General features: G+C 67.6%; 17 protein-coding genes and 1 pseudogene. 6 read left to right on the top strand and 12 right to left on the bottom strand.

Features of this window, described 5'->3' with window-relative positions; genetic code table 11:
• Window positions 1–46: 46 nt before the first annotated feature.
• The 3 genes from LC407_RS14955 to LC407_RS14945 all read right to left on the bottom strand — a co-directional run bounded on the left by LC407_RS14955 (window position 47) and on the right by LC407_RS14945 (window position 3177).
• On the bottom strand, window positions 47–1474 hold the full coding sequence (locus tag LC407_RS14955; RefSeq protein ID WP_032978503.1) for an amino acid permease: 1428 nt from the start codon (window positions 1472–1474) through the stop codon (window positions 47–49).
• A 154-nt stretch (window positions 1475–1628) separates the two neighbouring features.
• On the bottom strand, window positions 1629–2042 hold the full coding sequence (locus tag LC407_RS14950) for a hypothetical protein (protein ID WP_025875608.1): 414 nt from the start codon (window positions 2040–2042) through the stop codon (window positions 1629–1631).
• Window positions 2043–2088: 46 nt separating this feature from the next.
• Window positions 2089–3177 carry an aldo/keto reductase gene (locus tag LC407_RS14945; protein ID WP_025875610.1) on the bottom strand — a complete coding sequence of 363 codons (1089 nt, stop codon included), beginning with the start codon at window positions 3175–3177 and terminating at the stop codon, window positions 2089–2091.
• 98 nt (window positions 3178–3275) lie between these two features.
• Between LC407_RS14945 and LC407_RS14940 the strand changes: the two genes are divergently transcribed.
• Window positions 3276–4244 carry a LysR family transcriptional regulator gene (locus LC407_RS14940; RefSeq protein ID WP_223483106.1) on the top strand — a complete coding sequence of 323 codons (969 nt, stop codon included), beginning with the start codon at window positions 3276–3278 and terminating at the stop codon, window positions 4242–4244.
• On the opposite strand, the gene leuE is transcribed toward LC407_RS14940, so the two are convergent.
• Both leuE and LC407_RS14930 read right to left on the bottom strand, forming a co-directional pair.
• Window positions 4182–4811 carry a leucine efflux protein LeuE gene (leuE, locus tag LC407_RS14935; protein ID WP_223483105.1) on the bottom strand — a complete coding sequence of 210 codons (630 nt, stop codon included), beginning with the start codon at window positions 4809–4811 and terminating at the stop codon, window positions 4182–4184. The two genes, LC407_RS14940 and leuE, sit on opposite strands and share 63 nt — an antisense overlap.
• Window positions 4812–4823: 12 nt before the next feature.
• A complete protein-coding gene (locus tag LC407_RS14930) occupies window positions 4824–5798 on the bottom strand; it encodes a LysR family transcriptional regulator (protein WP_081794606.1) in 975 nt (324 codons plus the stop codon).
• An 89-nt stretch (window positions 5799–5887) separates the two neighbouring features.
• On the opposite strand from LC407_RS14930, the gene LC407_RS14925 reads away from it, so the two are divergent.
• Window positions 5888–6895, top strand: coding sequence for a zinc-binding alcohol dehydrogenase family protein (locus LC407_RS14925; protein WP_025875618.1), 1008 nt, complete (start codon window positions 5888–5890; stop codon window positions 6893–6895).
• Between the two features lie 251 nt (window positions 6896–7146).
• On the opposite strand, the gene LC407_RS14920 is transcribed toward LC407_RS14925, so the two are convergent.
• Window positions 7147–7752, bottom strand: coding sequence for a glutathione S-transferase N-terminal domain-containing protein (locus tag LC407_RS14920; protein ID WP_223483104.1), 606 nt, complete (start codon window positions 7750–7752; stop codon window positions 7147–7149).
• A 55-nt stretch (window positions 7753–7807) separates the two neighbouring features.
• Between LC407_RS14920 and rmuC the strand changes: the two genes are divergently transcribed.
• The 4 genes from rmuC to LC407_RS14900 all read left to right on the top strand — a co-directional run bounded on the left by rmuC (window position 7808) and on the right by LC407_RS14900 (window position 11041).
• Entirely contained in the window at window positions 7808–9376 is a 1569-nt protein-coding gene (gene rmuC / locus LC407_RS14915) for a DNA recombination protein RmuC (protein ID WP_223483103.1), read from the top strand.
• A gap of 60 nt (window positions 9377–9436) precedes the next feature.
• The gene (locus LC407_RS14910; RefSeq protein ID WP_032978518.1) at window positions 9437–9838 is read left to right on the top strand and encodes a hypothetical protein; all 402 of its coding nucleotides are present in this window, start codon (window positions 9437–9439) and stop codon (window positions 9836–9838) included.
• 310 nt (window positions 9839–10148) lie between these two features.
• Window positions 10149–10358, top strand: a complete 210-nt coding sequence (locus LC407_RS14905; RefSeq protein WP_223483191.1) for a hypothetical protein — start codon at window positions 10149–10151, stop codon at window positions 10356–10358.
• A 137-nt stretch (window positions 10359–10495) separates the two neighbouring features.
• Complete coding sequence (locus tag LC407_RS14900; protein ID WP_025875625.1) at window positions 10496–11041, top strand: glutathione peroxidase; 546 nt, start codon at window positions 10496–10498, stop codon at window positions 11039–11041.
• An 87-nt stretch (window positions 11042–11128) separates the two neighbouring features.
• Here LC407_RS14900 and LC407_RS14895 read toward each other — a convergent pair whose 3' ends face one another.
• The 6 genes and pseudogenes from LC407_RS14895 to LC407_RS14870 form a co-directional block, all read right to left on the bottom strand.
• On the bottom strand, window positions 11129–12130 hold the full coding sequence (locus tag LC407_RS14895; protein ID WP_223483102.1) for a VacJ family lipoprotein: 1002 nt from the start codon (window positions 12128–12130) through the stop codon (window positions 11129–11131).
• A 1-nt stretch (window position 12131) separates the two neighbouring features.
• Complete coding sequence (locus tag LC407_RS14890) at window positions 12132–12443, bottom strand: STAS domain-containing protein (RefSeq protein WP_025875628.1); 312 nt, start codon at window positions 12441–12443, stop codon at window positions 12132–12134.
• Window positions 12433–13095 (bottom strand): ABC transporter substrate-binding protein, encoded by a 663-nt coding sequence (locus LC407_RS14885; protein WP_025875629.1) that lies wholly within the window; start codon window positions 13093–13095, stop codon window positions 12433–12435. Before LC407_RS14885 ends, LC407_RS14890 begins: the two co-directional genes overlap by 11 nt.
• A gap of 56 nt (window positions 13096–13151) precedes the next feature.
• Window positions 13152–13616: pseudogene (gene mlaD / locus LC407_RS14880) on the bottom strand (outer membrane lipid asymmetry maintenance protein MlaD); the annotation flags it as partial.
• A gap of 58 nt (window positions 13617–13674) precedes the next feature.
• A complete protein-coding gene (locus LC407_RS14875) occupies window positions 13675–14424 on the bottom strand; it encodes an MlaE family lipid ABC transporter permease subunit (protein ID WP_006404088.1) in 750 nt (249 codons plus the stop codon).
• On the bottom strand, window positions 14424–15212 hold the full coding sequence (locus tag LC407_RS14870) for an ATP-binding cassette domain-containing protein (protein WP_223483101.1): 789 nt from the start codon (window positions 15210–15212) through the stop codon (window positions 14424–14426). The genes LC407_RS14875 and LC407_RS14870 overlap by 1 nt, the downstream gene beginning before the upstream one ends.
• Between the last annotated feature and the right edge of the window lie 175 nt (window positions 15213–15387).

Genomic DNA, 15387 nt, shown 5'->3' with positions numbered 1-15387 from the left:
GTGCCGGCACGACCCAAAGACCGCCGGGCATGGCCCGGCGCTGCCTTTACCGGCCGATCAGCGCGTTGCGACGGCTGTAGGCGAAGTACAGCACCAGGCCGACCACGTTCCACGCCAGGAAGTACAGCTGGGTGGTGTGCGGCAGGCTGATGAACAGGTAGATGCAGCCCAGTGCCGCCAGCGGGCCGACAATGAAGGCCAACGGCGTGCGGAAGGTGCGCTCGCGGTTCGGCTCACGCACGCGCAGCACCACCAGGCAGATGCCAACGGCGGTGAACGCGGCCAGGGTACCGGCGTTGGCCAGTGCGGCGATCTCGTCCAGGCGTGCAACGCCGGCCAGTGCCGACACCACCAGGGCGGTGAACAGCGTGGTCGCCACCGGCGTGCCGGTACGTGCGTTGACCTTGGACAGGCCACGCGGCAGCAGTCCATCGCGGCTCATGACGAAGAAGATGCGGCTCTGGCCGTACAGGAAGGCCAGCAGCACGGTCGGCAGGGCGATGATCGCGATCACGCCGATCAGCATCGCGGCGGTGGGCTGGCCCAGCTGGCGCATGATCAATGCCAGCGGCTCGGCACTCTGGCCGAACACGGTGTAGCTCATCGCACCGATCGCAGCCAGCGCCACCAGCACGTACACGATGGTGCAGCCGACCATCGAGCCGATGATGCCGATGGACAGGTCGCGCCCGGGGTTCTTGGTTTCTTCGGCGGCGGTGGAGATCGCGTCGAAGCCGTAGAACGCGAAGAAGATGATCGCCGCTGCCGCCATCACGCCGCGCTCGACGCCATCCGGGCCCAGCGTCTTGGCGAATCCGTAAGGCATGAACGGCTGCAGGTTGTTGGCGTCGAACGCCGGCAGGGCCACCGCCACGAAGATCGCCAGCGCGATCAGCTTGAACACGACCAGGATCGCGTTGAGGGTGGCGCTTTCCTTGGTACCGGCCATCAGCATCAGGGCCACCAGCCAGGTGATGACGATGGCGGGCAGGTTGATCATGCCGCCATCGACGTGCGGGCCTGCCGCGAGCATCGCCGGCAGGCGCAGGTCCCAGCCGAACTGGGTATGTACCCATTCCAGGAAGCCGACGAAATAGCCGGACCAGCCGACCGCCACGGTACTCACCACCAGCGAGTACTCCAGGATCAGGCTCCAGCCCACCACCCAGGCAAACACTTCGCCCAGGGCACTGTAGCTGTAGGTATAGGCACTGCCGGCGGCAGGCATCATCGTGGACAGCTCTGCATAGGCCAATGCCGCGCAGGCACACACCGCGCCGGCGATGGCGAAGGAGATCAGCACGGCCGGGCCAGCGCGGTCGGCACCCACGCCGATCAGGGTGTAGATGCCGGTGCCGACGATGGCGCCGATGCCCAGCGCGATCAGGTGCGGCCAGCTGAGGGTCGGGACCAGACGCCGGCCGGCTTCATGGACGGTGACGGAATCTAGGGACTTGCGCCGGAGCAGGGACATGCAGGCCTCGGAAGGGGTGACTGAGAACGACAAGTCCCCGAGTGTGACCGAACGCAGCGCAGCATTGCCACTGACGGGGGTCATGGCCGACACAGCGCGCGCTGGACGCTGGACACTCTGCCGGAAACGGCACAAACGGCCTCAGCGCAGGCGCCTACCAGTGACAGCCGTCGTCCTGGAAGGCGTTGACGTCTTCGTCGAAGTCCGTGCGGCGACCGTCCCGGGCACGCACGTAGCTGAAGCTGTAGATCCGTGCGCCCTGCGTGCTCAGTGTGTAGTGACCGTTGATGCGACCGTCCACGCGCTCTTCCCAGACGGTGTCGAACTGGTAGGGGCGGTCTTCGTCCAGCACCGTGGTCTGTTCGGAGACCCGCCGCAGCGGCAGGCGCTCGCTGTGCCCGGCATAGCGCACATCGGCGCGGCCATCGTCCAGCCAGCGCCATTCCAGGTGGATCGTGTTGTCGCGGCCACCGCTGAGGCAGCGGTGGTCCGGTGCGGCCGTGGCCGGTCCACTGGCAAGCAGCAGCACCAGGGCTGCTGCGACCGCGAGCGTTGGTGTTGCGGCCATGGCGCTTTTGTCCAACGAGGGGCGCCAGCATAGCGCGCCCCCGCTGTTACCTGCCCAGCGCGCGTGGCTGCAGACGCGTACCACCGCTCATCAGCATGCGTGGCAGCGGCATCTGCAGGAAGTCGTGCGGGAAGGCAGGCGCGACCGCGCTGATCGCATCCAGCCGTGCCAGCGCCTCAGCCGGCAGCGCCAGATCCAGCGCCGCCAGGTTGTGTTCGAACTGGTCCAGGGTGCGTGCACCGACGATCGGCATGGCCCCGGCCGCGGGTCGTTGCAGCAGCCAGGCCAGAGCGACCTGCGCAGCCGAGTGCGACAGTTCCGCCGCGACGGCAGCGACTTCCCCGGCGATGTTCAACGAACGTGGCGTCAACGCGCCATTGATGAGGGCCACGTTGCGCCGGGAACCGCCCGGCGTAGCCTCCGGCGGCTCGGCCGTGGTGAGATCAGCCGCGCTGTACTTGCCGGTCAGCACCCCGCTGCCCAGCGGCGACCACGCCACCACGCCCAACCCGAGCGCCTCGGCCATCGGCAGCAGCTCCTGTTCGACGCTGCGCTGGATCAGGCTGTATTCGATCTGCAGGGCCACCAGCGGCGCCCAACCGCGCAGGTCGGCCAGGGTCTGCATGCGGGCGATCTGCCAGGCCGGCGTGTCCGAGATGCCGGCATACAGCACCTTGCCGCTGCGCACGAGATCGTCGAAACCGCGCATCACCTCGTCCACCCCGGTGGTGTCGTCCCAGGCGTGCAGGTACAGCAGATCCAGGTAGTCGGTGCCGAGCCGGCGCAGGCTGTCCTCCACCGAGCGCATCATGCTCTTGCGGTGGTTGCCGGCGTTGTTCGGATCGCCGGGCACGGTCGCCAGGGTGTACTTGCTGGCGATCACCAGCCGTTCGCGGCGGCCCTGGGCGAATCGCCCGAGCAGCGTCTCGGCGCTGCCATTGGTGTAGTTGTTTGCGGTATCAACGAAGTTGCCACCGCGTTCGACGTAGGCATCGAAGATGCGGCGGGCCTCGGCTTCGTCCGCGCCCCACCCCCAGTCGGCACCGAAGGTCATCGTGCCCAGCGCCATCGGGCTGACACGCAGGCCGGAGCGACCGAGCAGGCGGTAGTGATCAAGTGACATGTGGCATTCCATTGGAGGAGGCGGTGTGCCGCCGGGAGGGAAAGCATCCGTCCGATGATCCTGTGGATAAACTGGACACAGCCGAACTGACAATGAAGGAAGGCTTCACAATGGATCCCTCCGCACCGCTGTCGGCGGTGGTCGCGTTTGTCCACGTAGCCGACCACGCCAGCTTTACCCGCGCCGCAGATGCGCTTGGTGTCTCGACCTCGGCACTGTCACAGAGCGTGCGCGCGCTGGAAGCGCGGATGGGCGTGCGCCTGTTGCAACGGACCACGCGCCGGGTGGGCCTGACCGAGCACGGTGCGCGCTTCCTGCAGCGCGTACGTGGCGGGCTGGCACAGATCGAATCGGCCTTCGAAGACCTGGACAGCGCGCGGACCGTGCCGGCCGGTCGGCTGCGCATCACCCTGCCACGCATCGTTGCCGAGCGCCGGGTCCTGCCGGCGCTGCCGTCCTTCCTGGCCCGGTATCCGCAGGTGGAGGTGGAACTGTGCGTGGAACCGGCGTTGACCGATCTGGTCGCCGAGGGTTTCGACGCAGGCATCCGCCTGGGGGAATCGTTGGCGCAGGGCATGATCGCGGTGCCGATCGGGCCGCCCGAGCGCCAGGTGGTGGTGGCCACGCCGGGCTACTTCGCGCGCCACGGTGTGCCGCAGAGCCCGCAGGAGCTGCAGGGCCACGACTGTATCGTCCATCGCCGCGCCAATGGCCGGCTGATGCCCTGGGAGTTCAGCCGTGAGGGGCGTGACCTGGACGTAGCCGTCGAGGGCCGGCTGGTGTTCAACGATGCCGAACTGGCCTATGCGGCGGTGCTGGCTGGGCTGGGCATGGCGCAGGGGTTCGCCTCACTGGTCGCCGACGACCTGGCTGCCGGCCGCCTGCGCAGCGTGCTGGAGGACTGGCAGCCGCCGTTCCCCGGCTTTCATCTGTACTACCCGGCGCGCGAGCATATGGCGCCCAAGCTGCGGGTGTTCATCGACCACCTGCGCGCGGCCTGCCAGGCCGACGGGATCTCAGCCGTTCAGGCCCAGGCGGATGCCGAAGCCGACCAGGAACAGGCCGGCCACGCGCCGTAGCGCATCGCTGACCCGCGGGTGCTGGATCAACCGGCGGCGGGCCAGGTTGCCGACCCAGATCAGCAGCGAGCAGTAGGCGATGCTGACCACGAAGATGATCCCGGCCAGCGCGGCGAACGTAGCGATGCCCTGGTGGGCCTTCGGGTCGATGAACAACGGCAGGAAGGCCATGTAGAACAGGATCGCCTTCGGATTGAGCAGGCTGACCAGGATCGCCTGGTGGAAGTAGCGTCCGTGCTGCATGCGCACCGGGCCAACGTCGGCACCGTCACCCTTGGGCGTGCGCAGCAGGCTGATGCCTACCCACACCAGATACGCCGCGCCCAGATACTGCACGGCATGGAACACCGTCGGATTGGCCTTCAGCAGCGCGGCCACGCCGGCCAGTGCCAGCCACATCAGGATCTGGTCGCCGACCAGCAGGCCGGCCAGCGCCGTGTAGCCGCCGCGCACACCGCCGCGACCGGTAGCGGTCAGCAGGGTGAAGGTGCCCGGCCCGGGCAGCGCCAGAAACACCAGCACAGCGAGCAGGAAGGTCCACAGATCCTGGATGCCCATCCACGGCATGGCGCGACTCTCTTACAACGGGGGAGCGCCATTGTCGGCCAGTGCTGGCGCAGGCGACAGGGGCGTGTCGCCATTGCCGGGCATGGCGGACAGCAGCGGTTGCAGATGCTGGCGCAGCTGCGCGTGCAGTTGCCGCACTGCCGGTGAGAACTGCTTGCGATGGGGGCAGACCAGCTGCAGGGGAATGTGGCTGCCGATGCCATCCAGCAGCACCTGCAGGCGCCCTTCCAGCACGTCGTCGCGGACGTCCAGCCAGGACTTGTAGGTGATGCCTTCGCCGGCGACCGCCCAGCGCCGCACCACGTCGGCGTCGTCGCAGACCAGCGGCCCGCGCACCGGGATCACCACGCGGCGCCCCTCAATCTCGAACGACCAGCGATCGTAGGCGCGGCCGCCGAGCTGGTAGACAAGGCAATCATGCTCGCGCAGATCTTCCAGGCGGCTGGGCGTGCCACGCCGCCGCAGGTACCCGGGCGACGCGGCCAGCACCCGCCGGTTCTGTTCCAGCAAAGGCAGGGCGACGTAGCTGGCGTCGTCGAAGTGGCCGATGCGGATGGCCACGTCGACCGGGTCGCGGAACACGTCGGCCACTTCGTCGGACAGGCGCAGGTGCAGGCGCAGCCGTGGATGCGCCGCGCGGAACGCGGTCAGCCACGGCAGCAGCAGGTTGCGGCCGAAGTCCGACGGCGCCGACAACTGCAGGGTGCCGTGCAGTTCGGCGTCCTCGCCCTGCACCCGCGCCTGGCCTTCGCGCAGGGTGCTCAGAACCTCCTGTGCGTAGGGCAGATACAGCGCGCCTTCGGCGGTCAGCCGCAGGCTGCGGGTGGTGCGTACGAACAGGCGCAGGTCCAGTTCGCGTTCCAGCCGTGCCACCGCCGCGGCAACCTGGCCCGGCAGCAGGTCGGCCTCGCGCGCGGCCTGGGAGAAGCTGCCCAGCGCGGCGGTACGGACAAACAGCTGCAGATCGTCGAAGCGGACCATTTTCATTGCTGCAGTGAAAGTGTTGACCGATTCTGCGCCTTTCCGCCCCCCTGCGCACGGCGCATGCTGTGGTCTCTCCTCCCTGGATATCCCCCATGCGTGCCATTGCCTACACCCAAGCCGGCCTGCCGATCGACGACCCGCAGGCCCTGATCGATCTCGACCTGCCCCTGCCCCAGCCGGGCCCGCGCGACCTGCGGGTGGCGGTGCGCGCGGTGGCGGTGAATCCGGTCGACACCAAGGTGCGGCGCGGCGCCGCCACCGACGGCCCGCGCGTGCTGGGGTGGGATGCGGTCGGTGTGGTCGAAGCGGTCGGCAGCGAGGTAACCCTGTTCCAGCCCGGCGATGCGGTGTACTACGCCGGTGTGATCGATCGCCCGGGCAGCAATGCCGAGTACCAGCTGGTGGACGAGCGCAGCGTTGGCCGCAAGCCGGCCAGCCTGGACGATGCCGCCGCTGCGGCGCTGCCGTTGACCGCGATCACCGCATGGGAACTGCTGTTCGACCGCCTGCGTATTGCCGAAGGCGGCGGCGAGGGCCAGACCCTGCTGGTGATCGGTGCAGCGGGTGGCGTGGGTTCGATCCTGGTGCAGTTGGCGCGCCGGCTGACGAAGCTGACGGTGATCGGCACCGCCTCGCGCCCGGAGACCCAGGACTGGGTGCAGGCGATGGGCGCGCACCATGTGATCGACCACACCCGGCCGCTGGCCGAGGGCCTGGCCCGGCTGGGCATCACCCAGGTGGACCATGTGGCCAGCCTGACCCACACCGACCAGCACTACGCGCAGCTCGTCGAGCTGCTGGCGCCGCAGGGGCAGCTGGGGCTGATCGATGATCCGGGCCAGATCGATGTGATGGCGCTCAAGCGCAAGGCGCTGTCGCTGCACTGGGAATCCATGTTCACCCGGCCGCTGTACAGGACCGCGGACATGCAGCGCCAGCACGAACTGCTGAACCGGGTGGCCGATCTGGTCGATGCCGGCGTGCTGCAGACCACGCTGGGCGAGCACTTCGGGCGCATTGACGCGGCCAACCTGCGGCGCGCACATGCGCTGCTGGAGAGCCACCGGGCCAAGGGCAAGATCGTGCTGGAAGGCTGGTAACGCCGGGCCAACCCAGCCTCTGACCTTCATCCACGCATGGCGTGGATCTACTGCAGATCGCGGAGATCCGTGAAAGGCGGGGTGGCATGGGTTTGCGGGACCGCAGGCGCCATGGATGGCGCCTACGAGCCCCCATGGACGGGTTTACGGCGTGTCCCGCAAATCCATGCCATCCCGCCATCCCACGGAACGCCAGCTCTTGATGTTGACGTTGCCTCTGCGGGTGCAGGGCGCCGCCCTGCCGGCCCTCCTTACGCCACGCCGTTGTCCACATGCTCGGCGAAGCCGGGCCGGGGGCGCAGGCGTTCGAACCAAGCGCCTACGTGGCGCAGCACAGGTTTGTTGCCGGGGGTGCTGCGCCAGCGCTGTGTCGACAGGCCGAGGACGATGTCGGCCAGGCTGAAGTAGGTGCCCGCCACGTAGGCATTGCTGGCGGCAAGCTGGTGGTCGAGCACGGTCATCAGGCGGTTCCATTGTTCCAGGCTTGCCTCGGCGCGTGCGTCGTCCGCGAAGTCGGGGTGCTGGCGCACGCGGGCCATGAACACGTGGCGCCAAGCGCTGTTGAGGTCGCTGGCATGCCAGTCCATCCACTGCTCGACCTGGGCACGGGCTTGTGCAGCGGCCGGCAGCAGATCGTCTCGTGCCTGCCGGGCGGCCAGGTAGCGGCAGATGCTGTTGGACTCCCACAGCACGAAGTCGCCATCGCGCAGCACCGGTACCTGCAGGTTGGGATTCAGCGTGGACAGCATGTCCGGCGCAGGTGCCGGATCATGGGAGAACGGCAGATCGAGTTCGGCGCACAGCCACAGCACTTTGCGCACGTTGATCGAGGTGGGCTTTCCGTAGAGAACAAGCATGGGCGGGTCCGTCGTGGTCCAACCAAGGCTAGCGCAGCGGGGCTACACTGGCCGCATGAACATCGAAGTCCTCATGATTGTCGCCGTGGCGCTGCTGCTGGCGACGCTGATGGTGCTGGTGCTGTTGTGGCGTCGCGCATCCACCAGCACACCCGCTGCCGAAGTACAGCAACAGCTGGTTACCGAACGCGAACAGCATCGCCTCGCGCTGGTTGACGCCGGCCAACTGAGAGGGCGGCTGGAAACCTTGCTGGCGGAGCTGGAAAGCGAGCGCGGCCGAAGCCAGCAGCACGCCCAGCTTGTCACTACCCTGACCGCACGCGTGGAGCGGGAGGCCGCGTTGGCCTCCAGTCGTGAAGCGATGTTGGCCGAGCGCGAAGCTGCCTTGGCGCAGGTACGGGCCGATCTGGCCCAGTCCAGCACGGAGCTGCAGCAGGCGCAGCAGCGTTACCAGCAACTTCATGGCGAACACGCGCGCGCCCTGGCCAACCTGCAGCATTCCGAACGCGCCAGTGCCGAGCTGCGCAGCTATCTGGATACCGCCAAGGAAAAACTGTCCGGTGCCTTCGCGGAACTGGCGGGCAAGGTTTTCGACGAACGCGGGCAACAGTTCGAAAAGAACGTGCGCCAGGCCACGGTGCAGTCACGCGCGGACATCGAAGGGCTGCTCAAACCCTTTGCCGACAGGCTGGGGGATTTCCGCAACCGGGTCGACACGCTGTACGGGGAAGAGGCGCGGCAGCGTGCCAGCCTGCTTGGCGCGGTGGGCGAACTGAAGACCCTCAACCAGGACATGGCCGCACAGGCCTCGGCGCTGACAAATGCACTGAAAGGCAGTGCCAAGGTACGCGGCGACTGGGGTGAGCTGATGCTCGACAACGTGCTGCGTGGCTCAGGCCTGGAGGAAGGCGTCCACTACCAGCGGCAGAAGCACGCGGTGGATGATGAGGGCGCGCGCCTGCGGCCGGACGTGGTGGTGCAGTTCCCCGATGAGCGCAGCGTGGTGATCGACAGCAAGGTCAACCTGATCGCTTGGCAGGAGGCGATGAATGCCGCCACGCCGGAACAGTCCGAAGATGCACTGCGCCGCCATGCGGTGGCGCTGCGCCAGCACGTCAAGGATCTGGGCGAAAAGAACTATCCGAAGGCTCTTGGCAGCGAGACCCTGGATATCACCATCGCTTTCGTTCCCATCGAAGGCGCACTGTCGGCGGCACTGGGCGCAGATGGGGCATTGCAGGCTTATGCCTTCGACAACCGCGTGGTGTTTGCCTCGCCCAATACGCTGATGGCCCTGTTGAGGGTGGCCGAGCGTCTGTGGACACGTGACAAGGTGCAGAAGCAGGCATTGAAGATCAGTGAAGCCGGTGGACTGGTGCTGGACGCCCTGACCGGATTCCTGCAGGACTTCAATGCCATGGGCAGGAAGCTCGACGATGCAGGCAAGGCTTACGCCGACGCGCGCAACCGCCTGATCGATTCGCCGCAGTCAGCCATCAGCCGTGCCCGCCGACTTGCCGAACTGGGCAGCAAATCAAAGCGCGCGTTGCCCCCTGAGCTGACCCCCGATCCGTTGCAGCAGTTGACCTCTGCCGACGGAGAGGAAGACGGCAACGCCGGCTGACACGCCACCTGCATCGCCGGGTGCGTATGCTGGCGCCGTCCTCACTGACCAGGTACCGCCATGCGCCTCCGATTCCTTGCCAGCGCTGCCCTGGGCGTGCTGCTTGCCGCCTGCAGCAGTGCACCCCCGGCCAGTGACGATGCAGGCGCGGCAGCCACGGTGGCCGACAGCCCTGAAGCCGCTGCAGCCTATGAAGAAGCACGCGATGTGGACTGCCGCGCGGCGGGCGGTACCCTGCAGCCGTTGGGCCGCCTGCAACGGGTGCAGTGCGTTATTCCCTATGCTGACGCGGGCAAGTCCTGCAGCAGCAAGAGCGACTGCAGCGGCCAGTGCCTGGCGTCCGCCGAGGTGACCGCAGGCGCGGTGGCAACCGGCACCTGCCAGCGTGATGTCAGCCAGAACTTCGGTTGCCGGCAACGCATCGACGGTGGCAAGGCACAAGGCACCCTCTGCGTGGATTGAAGGTAGTGCCGGCCGCTGGCCGGCAGCTGCACGACCGTTCCCGAAGATTCATGAGGTTGCCGGCCAGCGGCCGGCACTACCGGTCACGTGCGGTACGTTGCAGCTGTTGGGCCGCCTGCAACGGCCAGTGCCTGGCGTCTGCCGAGGTGACCGCAGGCGCGGTGGCAACAGGCACCTGCCAGCGTGATGTCAGCCAGAACTTCGGTTGCCGGCGACGCATCGACGGTGGCAAGGCACAAAGCACCCTCTGCGTCGACTGACGGTAGTGCCGGCCGCTGGCCGGCAGCTGCACGACCGTTCCCGAAGATTCATGAGGTTGCCGGCCAGCGGCCGGCACTACCGGTCGCGTGCGGTACGTTGCAGCCGTTGGGCCGCCTGCAACGGCCAGTGCCTGGCGTCCGCCGAGGTGACCGCAGGCGCGGTGGCAACCGGCACCTGCCAGCGTGATGTCAGCCAGAACTTCGGTTGCCGGCAACGCATCGACGGTGGCAAGGCGCAGGGCACGATCTGCGTGGATTGAAGGTAGTGCCGGCCGCTGGCCGGCAGCCTCATGAATCTTCGGGAACGGTCGTGCAGCTGCCGGCCAGCGGCCGGCACTACCGGTCACGCGCGGCGGTATGCTGGTGGGCCTTTCCCCACTGTAGCCGGAGCCCCCGCGTGAGCACCTCGATCCAGGATATTTCCCTCACCACCATCGACGGCCAGCCGTCCTCTCTTGCCGACTACCAGGGCAAGGTGCTGCTGCTGGTCAACGTGGCGTCCAAGTGTGGCCTGACCCCGCAGTACGAAGGCCTGCAGGCGCTGTATGCGGAAAAGCACGCGCAGGGGCTGGAAGTACTGGGCTTCCCGGCCAACAACTTCCTCGGCCAGGAGCCGGGCAGCGAGGCGGAGATCCAGCAGTTCTGCCAGCTGACCTACGATGTGAGCTTCCCGATGTTCGCCAAGATCAGCGTGGCCGGTGAAGATACCCACCCGCTGTACCAGCAGCTGACCGCCGCGCAGCCGCAGGCGATCGGTGAAGGCCCGCTGCGCGAGCGCCTGGCCAGCAAGGAGATTCCGATCCACCCGGCACCGGCGGTGCTGTGGAACTTCGAGAAGTTCCTGGTTGGCCGCGATGGCAAGGTCATCGCCCGCTTTGCCCCGGACGTTGCCGCCGATGACGCGCGCCTGCGCGAAGCGGTCGAGGCGGCGCTGGCGGCCTGAAGACGACGTGCCAACCAAGGTTGGCACCTGCCGGTAAAACAAAAAACCCCGCCGAGGCGGGGTTTTTTCATGCGTTGCCGGCAGCGGTCAATTGGTCCACTGCGGCATCGGCATCGCATCGACCGGGATCGGCGAGTTCGCATCGTCGCTGCCACGCTCGCGCTTGCCACGCAGGTCGTTCTCGATCTGGTAGTTGCGGCGCTGCATCCAGGCATCGCGGACCAGGGCGTATTCGTCCACCGCGGTATCGCGCAGGTCGTCGATCGCCAGCAGCTGCGCGCGGGTATCGACCAGCTGCAGGCCCTGCAGACCGATGCGGTACTTGTCGCTTTCGATGCGGCGGATCGGCGACAGCGGGATGTCACCGGCCAGGCCGAACACATCACGCACGGTACGCGGGCCGAAGAACGGCAGTTCCACGTAGCGCGAGCGACGCCAGCCCCAGGCCCCCAGGGTCTGCCCGAAGTCCTCGTTGCGTCGCGGCACCATCGCCTTGCTGGCCGGGTCGAACAGGCCACCGATGCCCAGCGTGCTGTTCATCAGGAACCGGCCCAGGCTGTCCCAGGCGTCGCCGGGGCGGCCCTGCAGCAGCTGGTTGGTGATGGTCAGCGGCGCACGCAGGTTGCTGAAGAAGTTGCTCACGCCGGTACGGGCAAAGCGCGGCACCACGTGGGTATAGGCGGTTGCCAGCGGGCGAGCGATACCGCGGTCGACGGCGTTGTTGAACCCGTGCACCTTGCGGTTGAACGGTTCCCACGGGTCGTACGCGGTAGTGCTGGTGGTGCTGCCATTGGCGCCGTACAGCGCGTCGAAGTCGTCATCGCCGCCCGGTGCGGCGGCGGTGGCATCACTGCCGGTTGCACCCTGCGAGGCGGTAGCCGGTGCCGGCGCGGCCGCAGCAGGTACGGGGGCGTCGGCTGCGACGCTCGCAGCAGGCGCATCCGCACCAGCAGCGTTTTCGACCGTGGTGGTGTTCGTCGCCGGCACCACGGTGTCGGCGGTCGGCGCGTCGCTGCGCGCCGGCTTGCCGGCACAGGCGCTGAGCGCGGCGGCCAGGAGGATCAGAGGGAAAACGCGCACGACGTTCATGTCAGCTCGCAGCAGAAGTAGCGTTGAAGTCCAGGTCGGGCGACAGCCGGTAGGCCGCGCTCAGCTCGTTGTAGCCGGCGGGGGCGCCGGAGATTGTCAGCGGATGGCCGCCCTGGCGCGCGCGTGCGGCCAACTCGGCCAACAACGCCAGGCCGGCGCTGTCCACGCGCTCGACCTCCGCCAGTTCCAGCCGCGACAGCTGCGCAGGCAGGGCCTGCAGTTGCGGCCACAGCGCGATCACCGCTGCACGGTCGAGCACCCCGCGCAGGCGCAGGGTGTCACCCTCCAGCAGCGCCAGCGCCTTATTTGCCATTGCCGGCCGGCCCAGCCTGCATGCTGCCGCTGCGCAGTTCGGTGGCCACCTGCTTGATGCCCTTCTGTCGCAGCGGGGCATCGAACTGGTTGCGGAAGGTCTGCACGTAGGAGATGCCTTCGATGTTCACGTCGAAGATCTTCCACTGGCCGCCTTCGTTGCGCATCCAGTACTCCACCGGCGTCGGCTCGCTGCCGGCACGCACCAGCTCGGTGCTCACGCGCACGCCGCGGTTGCCCGGCAGCGGGCTTTCGCCCTTCAGGCGGAAGCTCGGCTTGCCCTGGATGTTGAGCAGGGTCGAGCCATAGCGCTGCATCAGGTTGTCGGCCATCGCATTGGCGAACAGCTTGATGTCAGCGTCCGCAGCGCCGCGGGCGTGCGTGCCCAGCACCAGGCGCGCGGCATAGTCGCGGTCGAAGGTGCGGTTGAGCTCGCTGTCGATATAGCTGCGCAGGCTGGCCGGGTTGCCGCTGAATTCGGCACGGCGCTGCTGCAGGGTGGTGAGGATGCGCGTGCTGGCGTCGATCACCACCTTGCCGGCCTGGCCCTGGGGGGCGGCAGCAGCGGGGGCGGCAGCCTGTGCCTGGGCCAGGAACGGAGTGGCCAGCAGCAGCGACGAGGCGAGCAGGGCCGGGATCAGTTTCATCTTCATGGTTGCGGTTCCGTTGCAGGCGCCTGCGCGCCATCGTTGGGCTTCGGAGCAGCGCCGCCACCGGCGCCGCCACTGAACATGTATTTGCCGACCAGCTGGATCAGGTCCACGGCCGGCTGGGTGAAGACGATCTCTTCGCCGGGCTTGAGCACGTCGGGATCGCCGCCGGGCTGCAGACCGATATAGCTCTCGCCGAGCAAACCACTGGTGAAGATGCCCGCCGAGGTATCGGCCGGCAGATCCTTGACCTTGCTGTCCATGCGCAGGGTCACGATCGATTCGAACTTCACCGGGTCCAGGTCGATCGCTGCGACCTGGCCGACGGTGACACCACCGATCTTCACCGGCGCCTGCTTGCGCAGCTGGCCGACCTGGGAGAAGCGTGCCTTGAGTTCATAGCCTTCGCCACCCCAGCTCCAGCGCTGGTTGGTCGAGGCCACGGCCAGCACCATCAGCGAGGCCAGGGCCAGCAGCAGGAAGGCGCCGACGGAGAATTCGAGTCTGGGACCGCGGATGGCCATGTGGATTACCTGATCAGTCGTGGTGGCCGCGCGCCGATGCGCACCGCCGATGGAGGGGTTAGGTGAACAACATTGCCGACAGTACGAAGTTGAACATCAGCACCAGCAGCGAGGCGTTGACCACCGCACGGGTGGTGGCGACGGACGTGCCTTCGATGGTCGGTTCGGCGTGGAAGCCGACATAGGCGGCCACCAGGGCCGCGGTACCACCGAAGATCGCCGACTTCAGCATCGCCACGCCGAAGTCGTCCCAGAAGTCCACGCTGCCACGCAGCGCCGACCAGAACACGCCGTTGTCCAGGCCCAGCACGTGCACGGCTTCGAAGTAGCTGGCACTGATCGCCAGCGAACAGAAGATGCCGGTCAGCAGCGGCACGGTCAGTACCGCCGCCCAGAAGCGCGGTGCCACGGCCTTGGCCACCGGGTCGATGGCCATCAGTTCCAGCGCCTTGATCTGGTCGGTGGCGCGCATCAGGCCCAGCTCGGCGGCGATCGAACTGCCGGCGCGGCCGATGAACAACAACGCGGTCAGCACCGGTGCCAGTTCGCGGTACAGCGACAGGCCGAGCAGGGTGGACAGCGCGTCGGCCGCACCGAAGGTGGTCAGCGTGCGGTAGCCCTGCAGGGTCAGCACCAGGCCGACGAAGGCGCCGCCGACGGCAATGATCGGCAGCGAGCGCGCACCGATCTTGTAGATCTCGCGGGTCAGCTCGGCCAGGAAATCACGGGTCGGCAGCGAACCGCGCAGCACGGTCAGCGAGAACAGGCCGGCACGACCCAGCGAGCGGGTGGCTTGCACGAACGGCATCAGGCAACCCTCGCGCGCGGTGCGGCATCAAACGGGATGGGACCATCGGGCTGGCCATGCAGGAACTGCTGCAGCAGCGGGTCCTGGCTGGTCTGCAGCGCCTCCGGCGTGCCCTGGAACACGATGCCGCCATTGGCGATCGCGATTACCTGGTCGCAGATCGGCAGGGTCTCGTGCACGTGGTGGCTGACGATGATGCTGGTCAGGCCCAGGCTGTGGTTGAGGCGCTGGATCAGGGTCATGATCACCCCCGAGGCGATCGGGTCCAGCCCGGTCAGCGGCTCGTCGTAGATCATCAGCGGCGGGTCCAGGGCCAACGCGCGGGCCAGTGCCACGCGCCGGGCCATGCCACCGGACAGCTCACGCGGCCAGGCATCGGCGGCGGCCAGCAGGCCGACCGAATGCAGCTTCATCTGCACCAGCCGGCGCAGCACCGGTGCCGGCAGGCGGGTGTGGGTGCGCAACGGCAGGGCGACGTTCTCGGCCACGGTCAGGTCGGTCAGCAGGCCATTGCCCTGCAGCAGTACGCCGACGCTCTTGCGCATCTCCAGAAGCTCGGCGGTACGCTGCGGGATGGGTTTGCCGAACAGGGTGACGTCGCCTGCAACCGGACGCAGTTCGCCGGTCAGCGCCGCCAGCAGGGTCGACTTGCCGCTGCCGGACGGACCGAGCACCGCGGTGATGCTGCCCTTGGGCACCTGCAGCGAAACGTCGCGCAGGATCGTGCGCCCGCTCCGGTCGATGCGGACGTTGGACAACTGCACCAGACTGGGAGTGGAAGCCGACATGGGCACCCTTAACGTTTTTTCGACATTGAAGCATCGGGTCAGACTGCTGAACATAAGCAGACTGGACGGTGCAGTATTGTTGCACGGCCGGACCGTCGCCAGACCGGGACAATTCCGAAAACGACCGGAACAATCCGTCGCGATCACCGTACCCCGGGATTGAATAAGGGCGGGT

Source organism: Stenotrophomonas sp. OVS01A, assembly GCF_019969775.1.
Lineage (GTDB): Bacteria > Pseudomonadota > Gammaproteobacteria > Xanthomonadales > Xanthomonadaceae > Stenotrophomonas > Stenotrophomonas indicatrix.
This window is presented reverse-complemented; position numbering and strand designations above follow the sequence as displayed.

Coding starts and splice junctions, on each gene's coding strand:
- LC407_RS14875 (WP_006404088.1), bottom strand. CDS start 14,424: ATGCCGTTCGTGCAAGCCACCCGCTCGCTGGGTCGTGCCGGCCTGTTC.
- LC407_RS14910 (WP_032978518.1), top strand. CDS start 9,437: ATGCGCCTCCGATTCCTTGCCAGCGCTGCCCTGGGCGTGCTGCTTGCC.
- leuE (WP_223483105.1), bottom strand. CDS start 4,811: ATGCCGTGGATGGGCATCCAGGATCTGTGGACCTTCCTGCTCGCTGTG.
- LC407_RS14870 (WP_223483101.1), bottom strand. CDS start 15,212: ATGTCGGCTTCCACTCCCAGTCTGGTGCAGTTGTCCAACGTCCGCATC.
- LC407_RS14940 (WP_223483106.1), top strand. CDS start 3,276: ATGGATCCCTCCGCACCGCTGTCGGCGGTGGTCGCGTTTGTCCACGTA.
- LC407_RS14950 (WP_025875608.1), bottom strand. CDS start 2,042: ATGGCCGCAACACCAACGCTCGCGGTCGCAGCAGCCCTGGTGCTGCTG.
- LC407_RS14955 (WP_032978503.1), bottom strand. CDS start 1,474: ATGTCCCTGCTCCGGCGCAAGTCCCTAGATTCCGTCACCGTCCATGAA.
- LC407_RS14920 (WP_223483104.1), bottom strand. CDS start 7,752: ATGCTTGTTCTCTACGGAAAGCCCACCTCGATCAACGTGCGCAAAGTG.
- LC407_RS14885 (WP_025875629.1), bottom strand. CDS start 13,095: ATGAAGATGAAACTGATCCCGGCCCTGCTCGCCTCGTCGCTGCTGCTG.
- rmuC (WP_223483103.1), top strand. CDS start 7,808: ATGAACATCGAAGTCCTCATGATTGTCGCCGTGGCGCTGCTGCTGGCG.
- LC407_RS14905 (WP_223483191.1), top strand. CDS start 10,149: ATGAGGTTGCCGGCCAGCGGCCGGCACTACCGGTCGCGTGCGGTACGT.
- LC407_RS14895 (WP_223483102.1), bottom strand. CDS start 12,130: ATGAACGTCGTGCGCGTTTTCCCTCTGATCCTCCTGGCCGCCGCGCTC.
- LC407_RS14890 (WP_025875628.1), bottom strand. CDS start 12,443: ATGGCAAATAAGGCGCTGGCGCTGCTGGAGGGTGACACCCTGCGCCTG.
- LC407_RS14945 (WP_025875610.1), bottom strand. CDS start 3,177: ATGGAATGCCACATGTCACTTGATCACTACCGCCTGCTCGGTCGCTCC.
- LC407_RS14930 (WP_081794606.1), bottom strand. CDS start 5,798: ATGAAAATGGTCCGCTTCGACGATCTGCAGCTGTTTGTCCGTACCGCC.
- LC407_RS14925 (WP_025875618.1), top strand. CDS start 5,888: ATGCGTGCCATTGCCTACACCCAAGCCGGCCTGCCGATCGACGACCCG.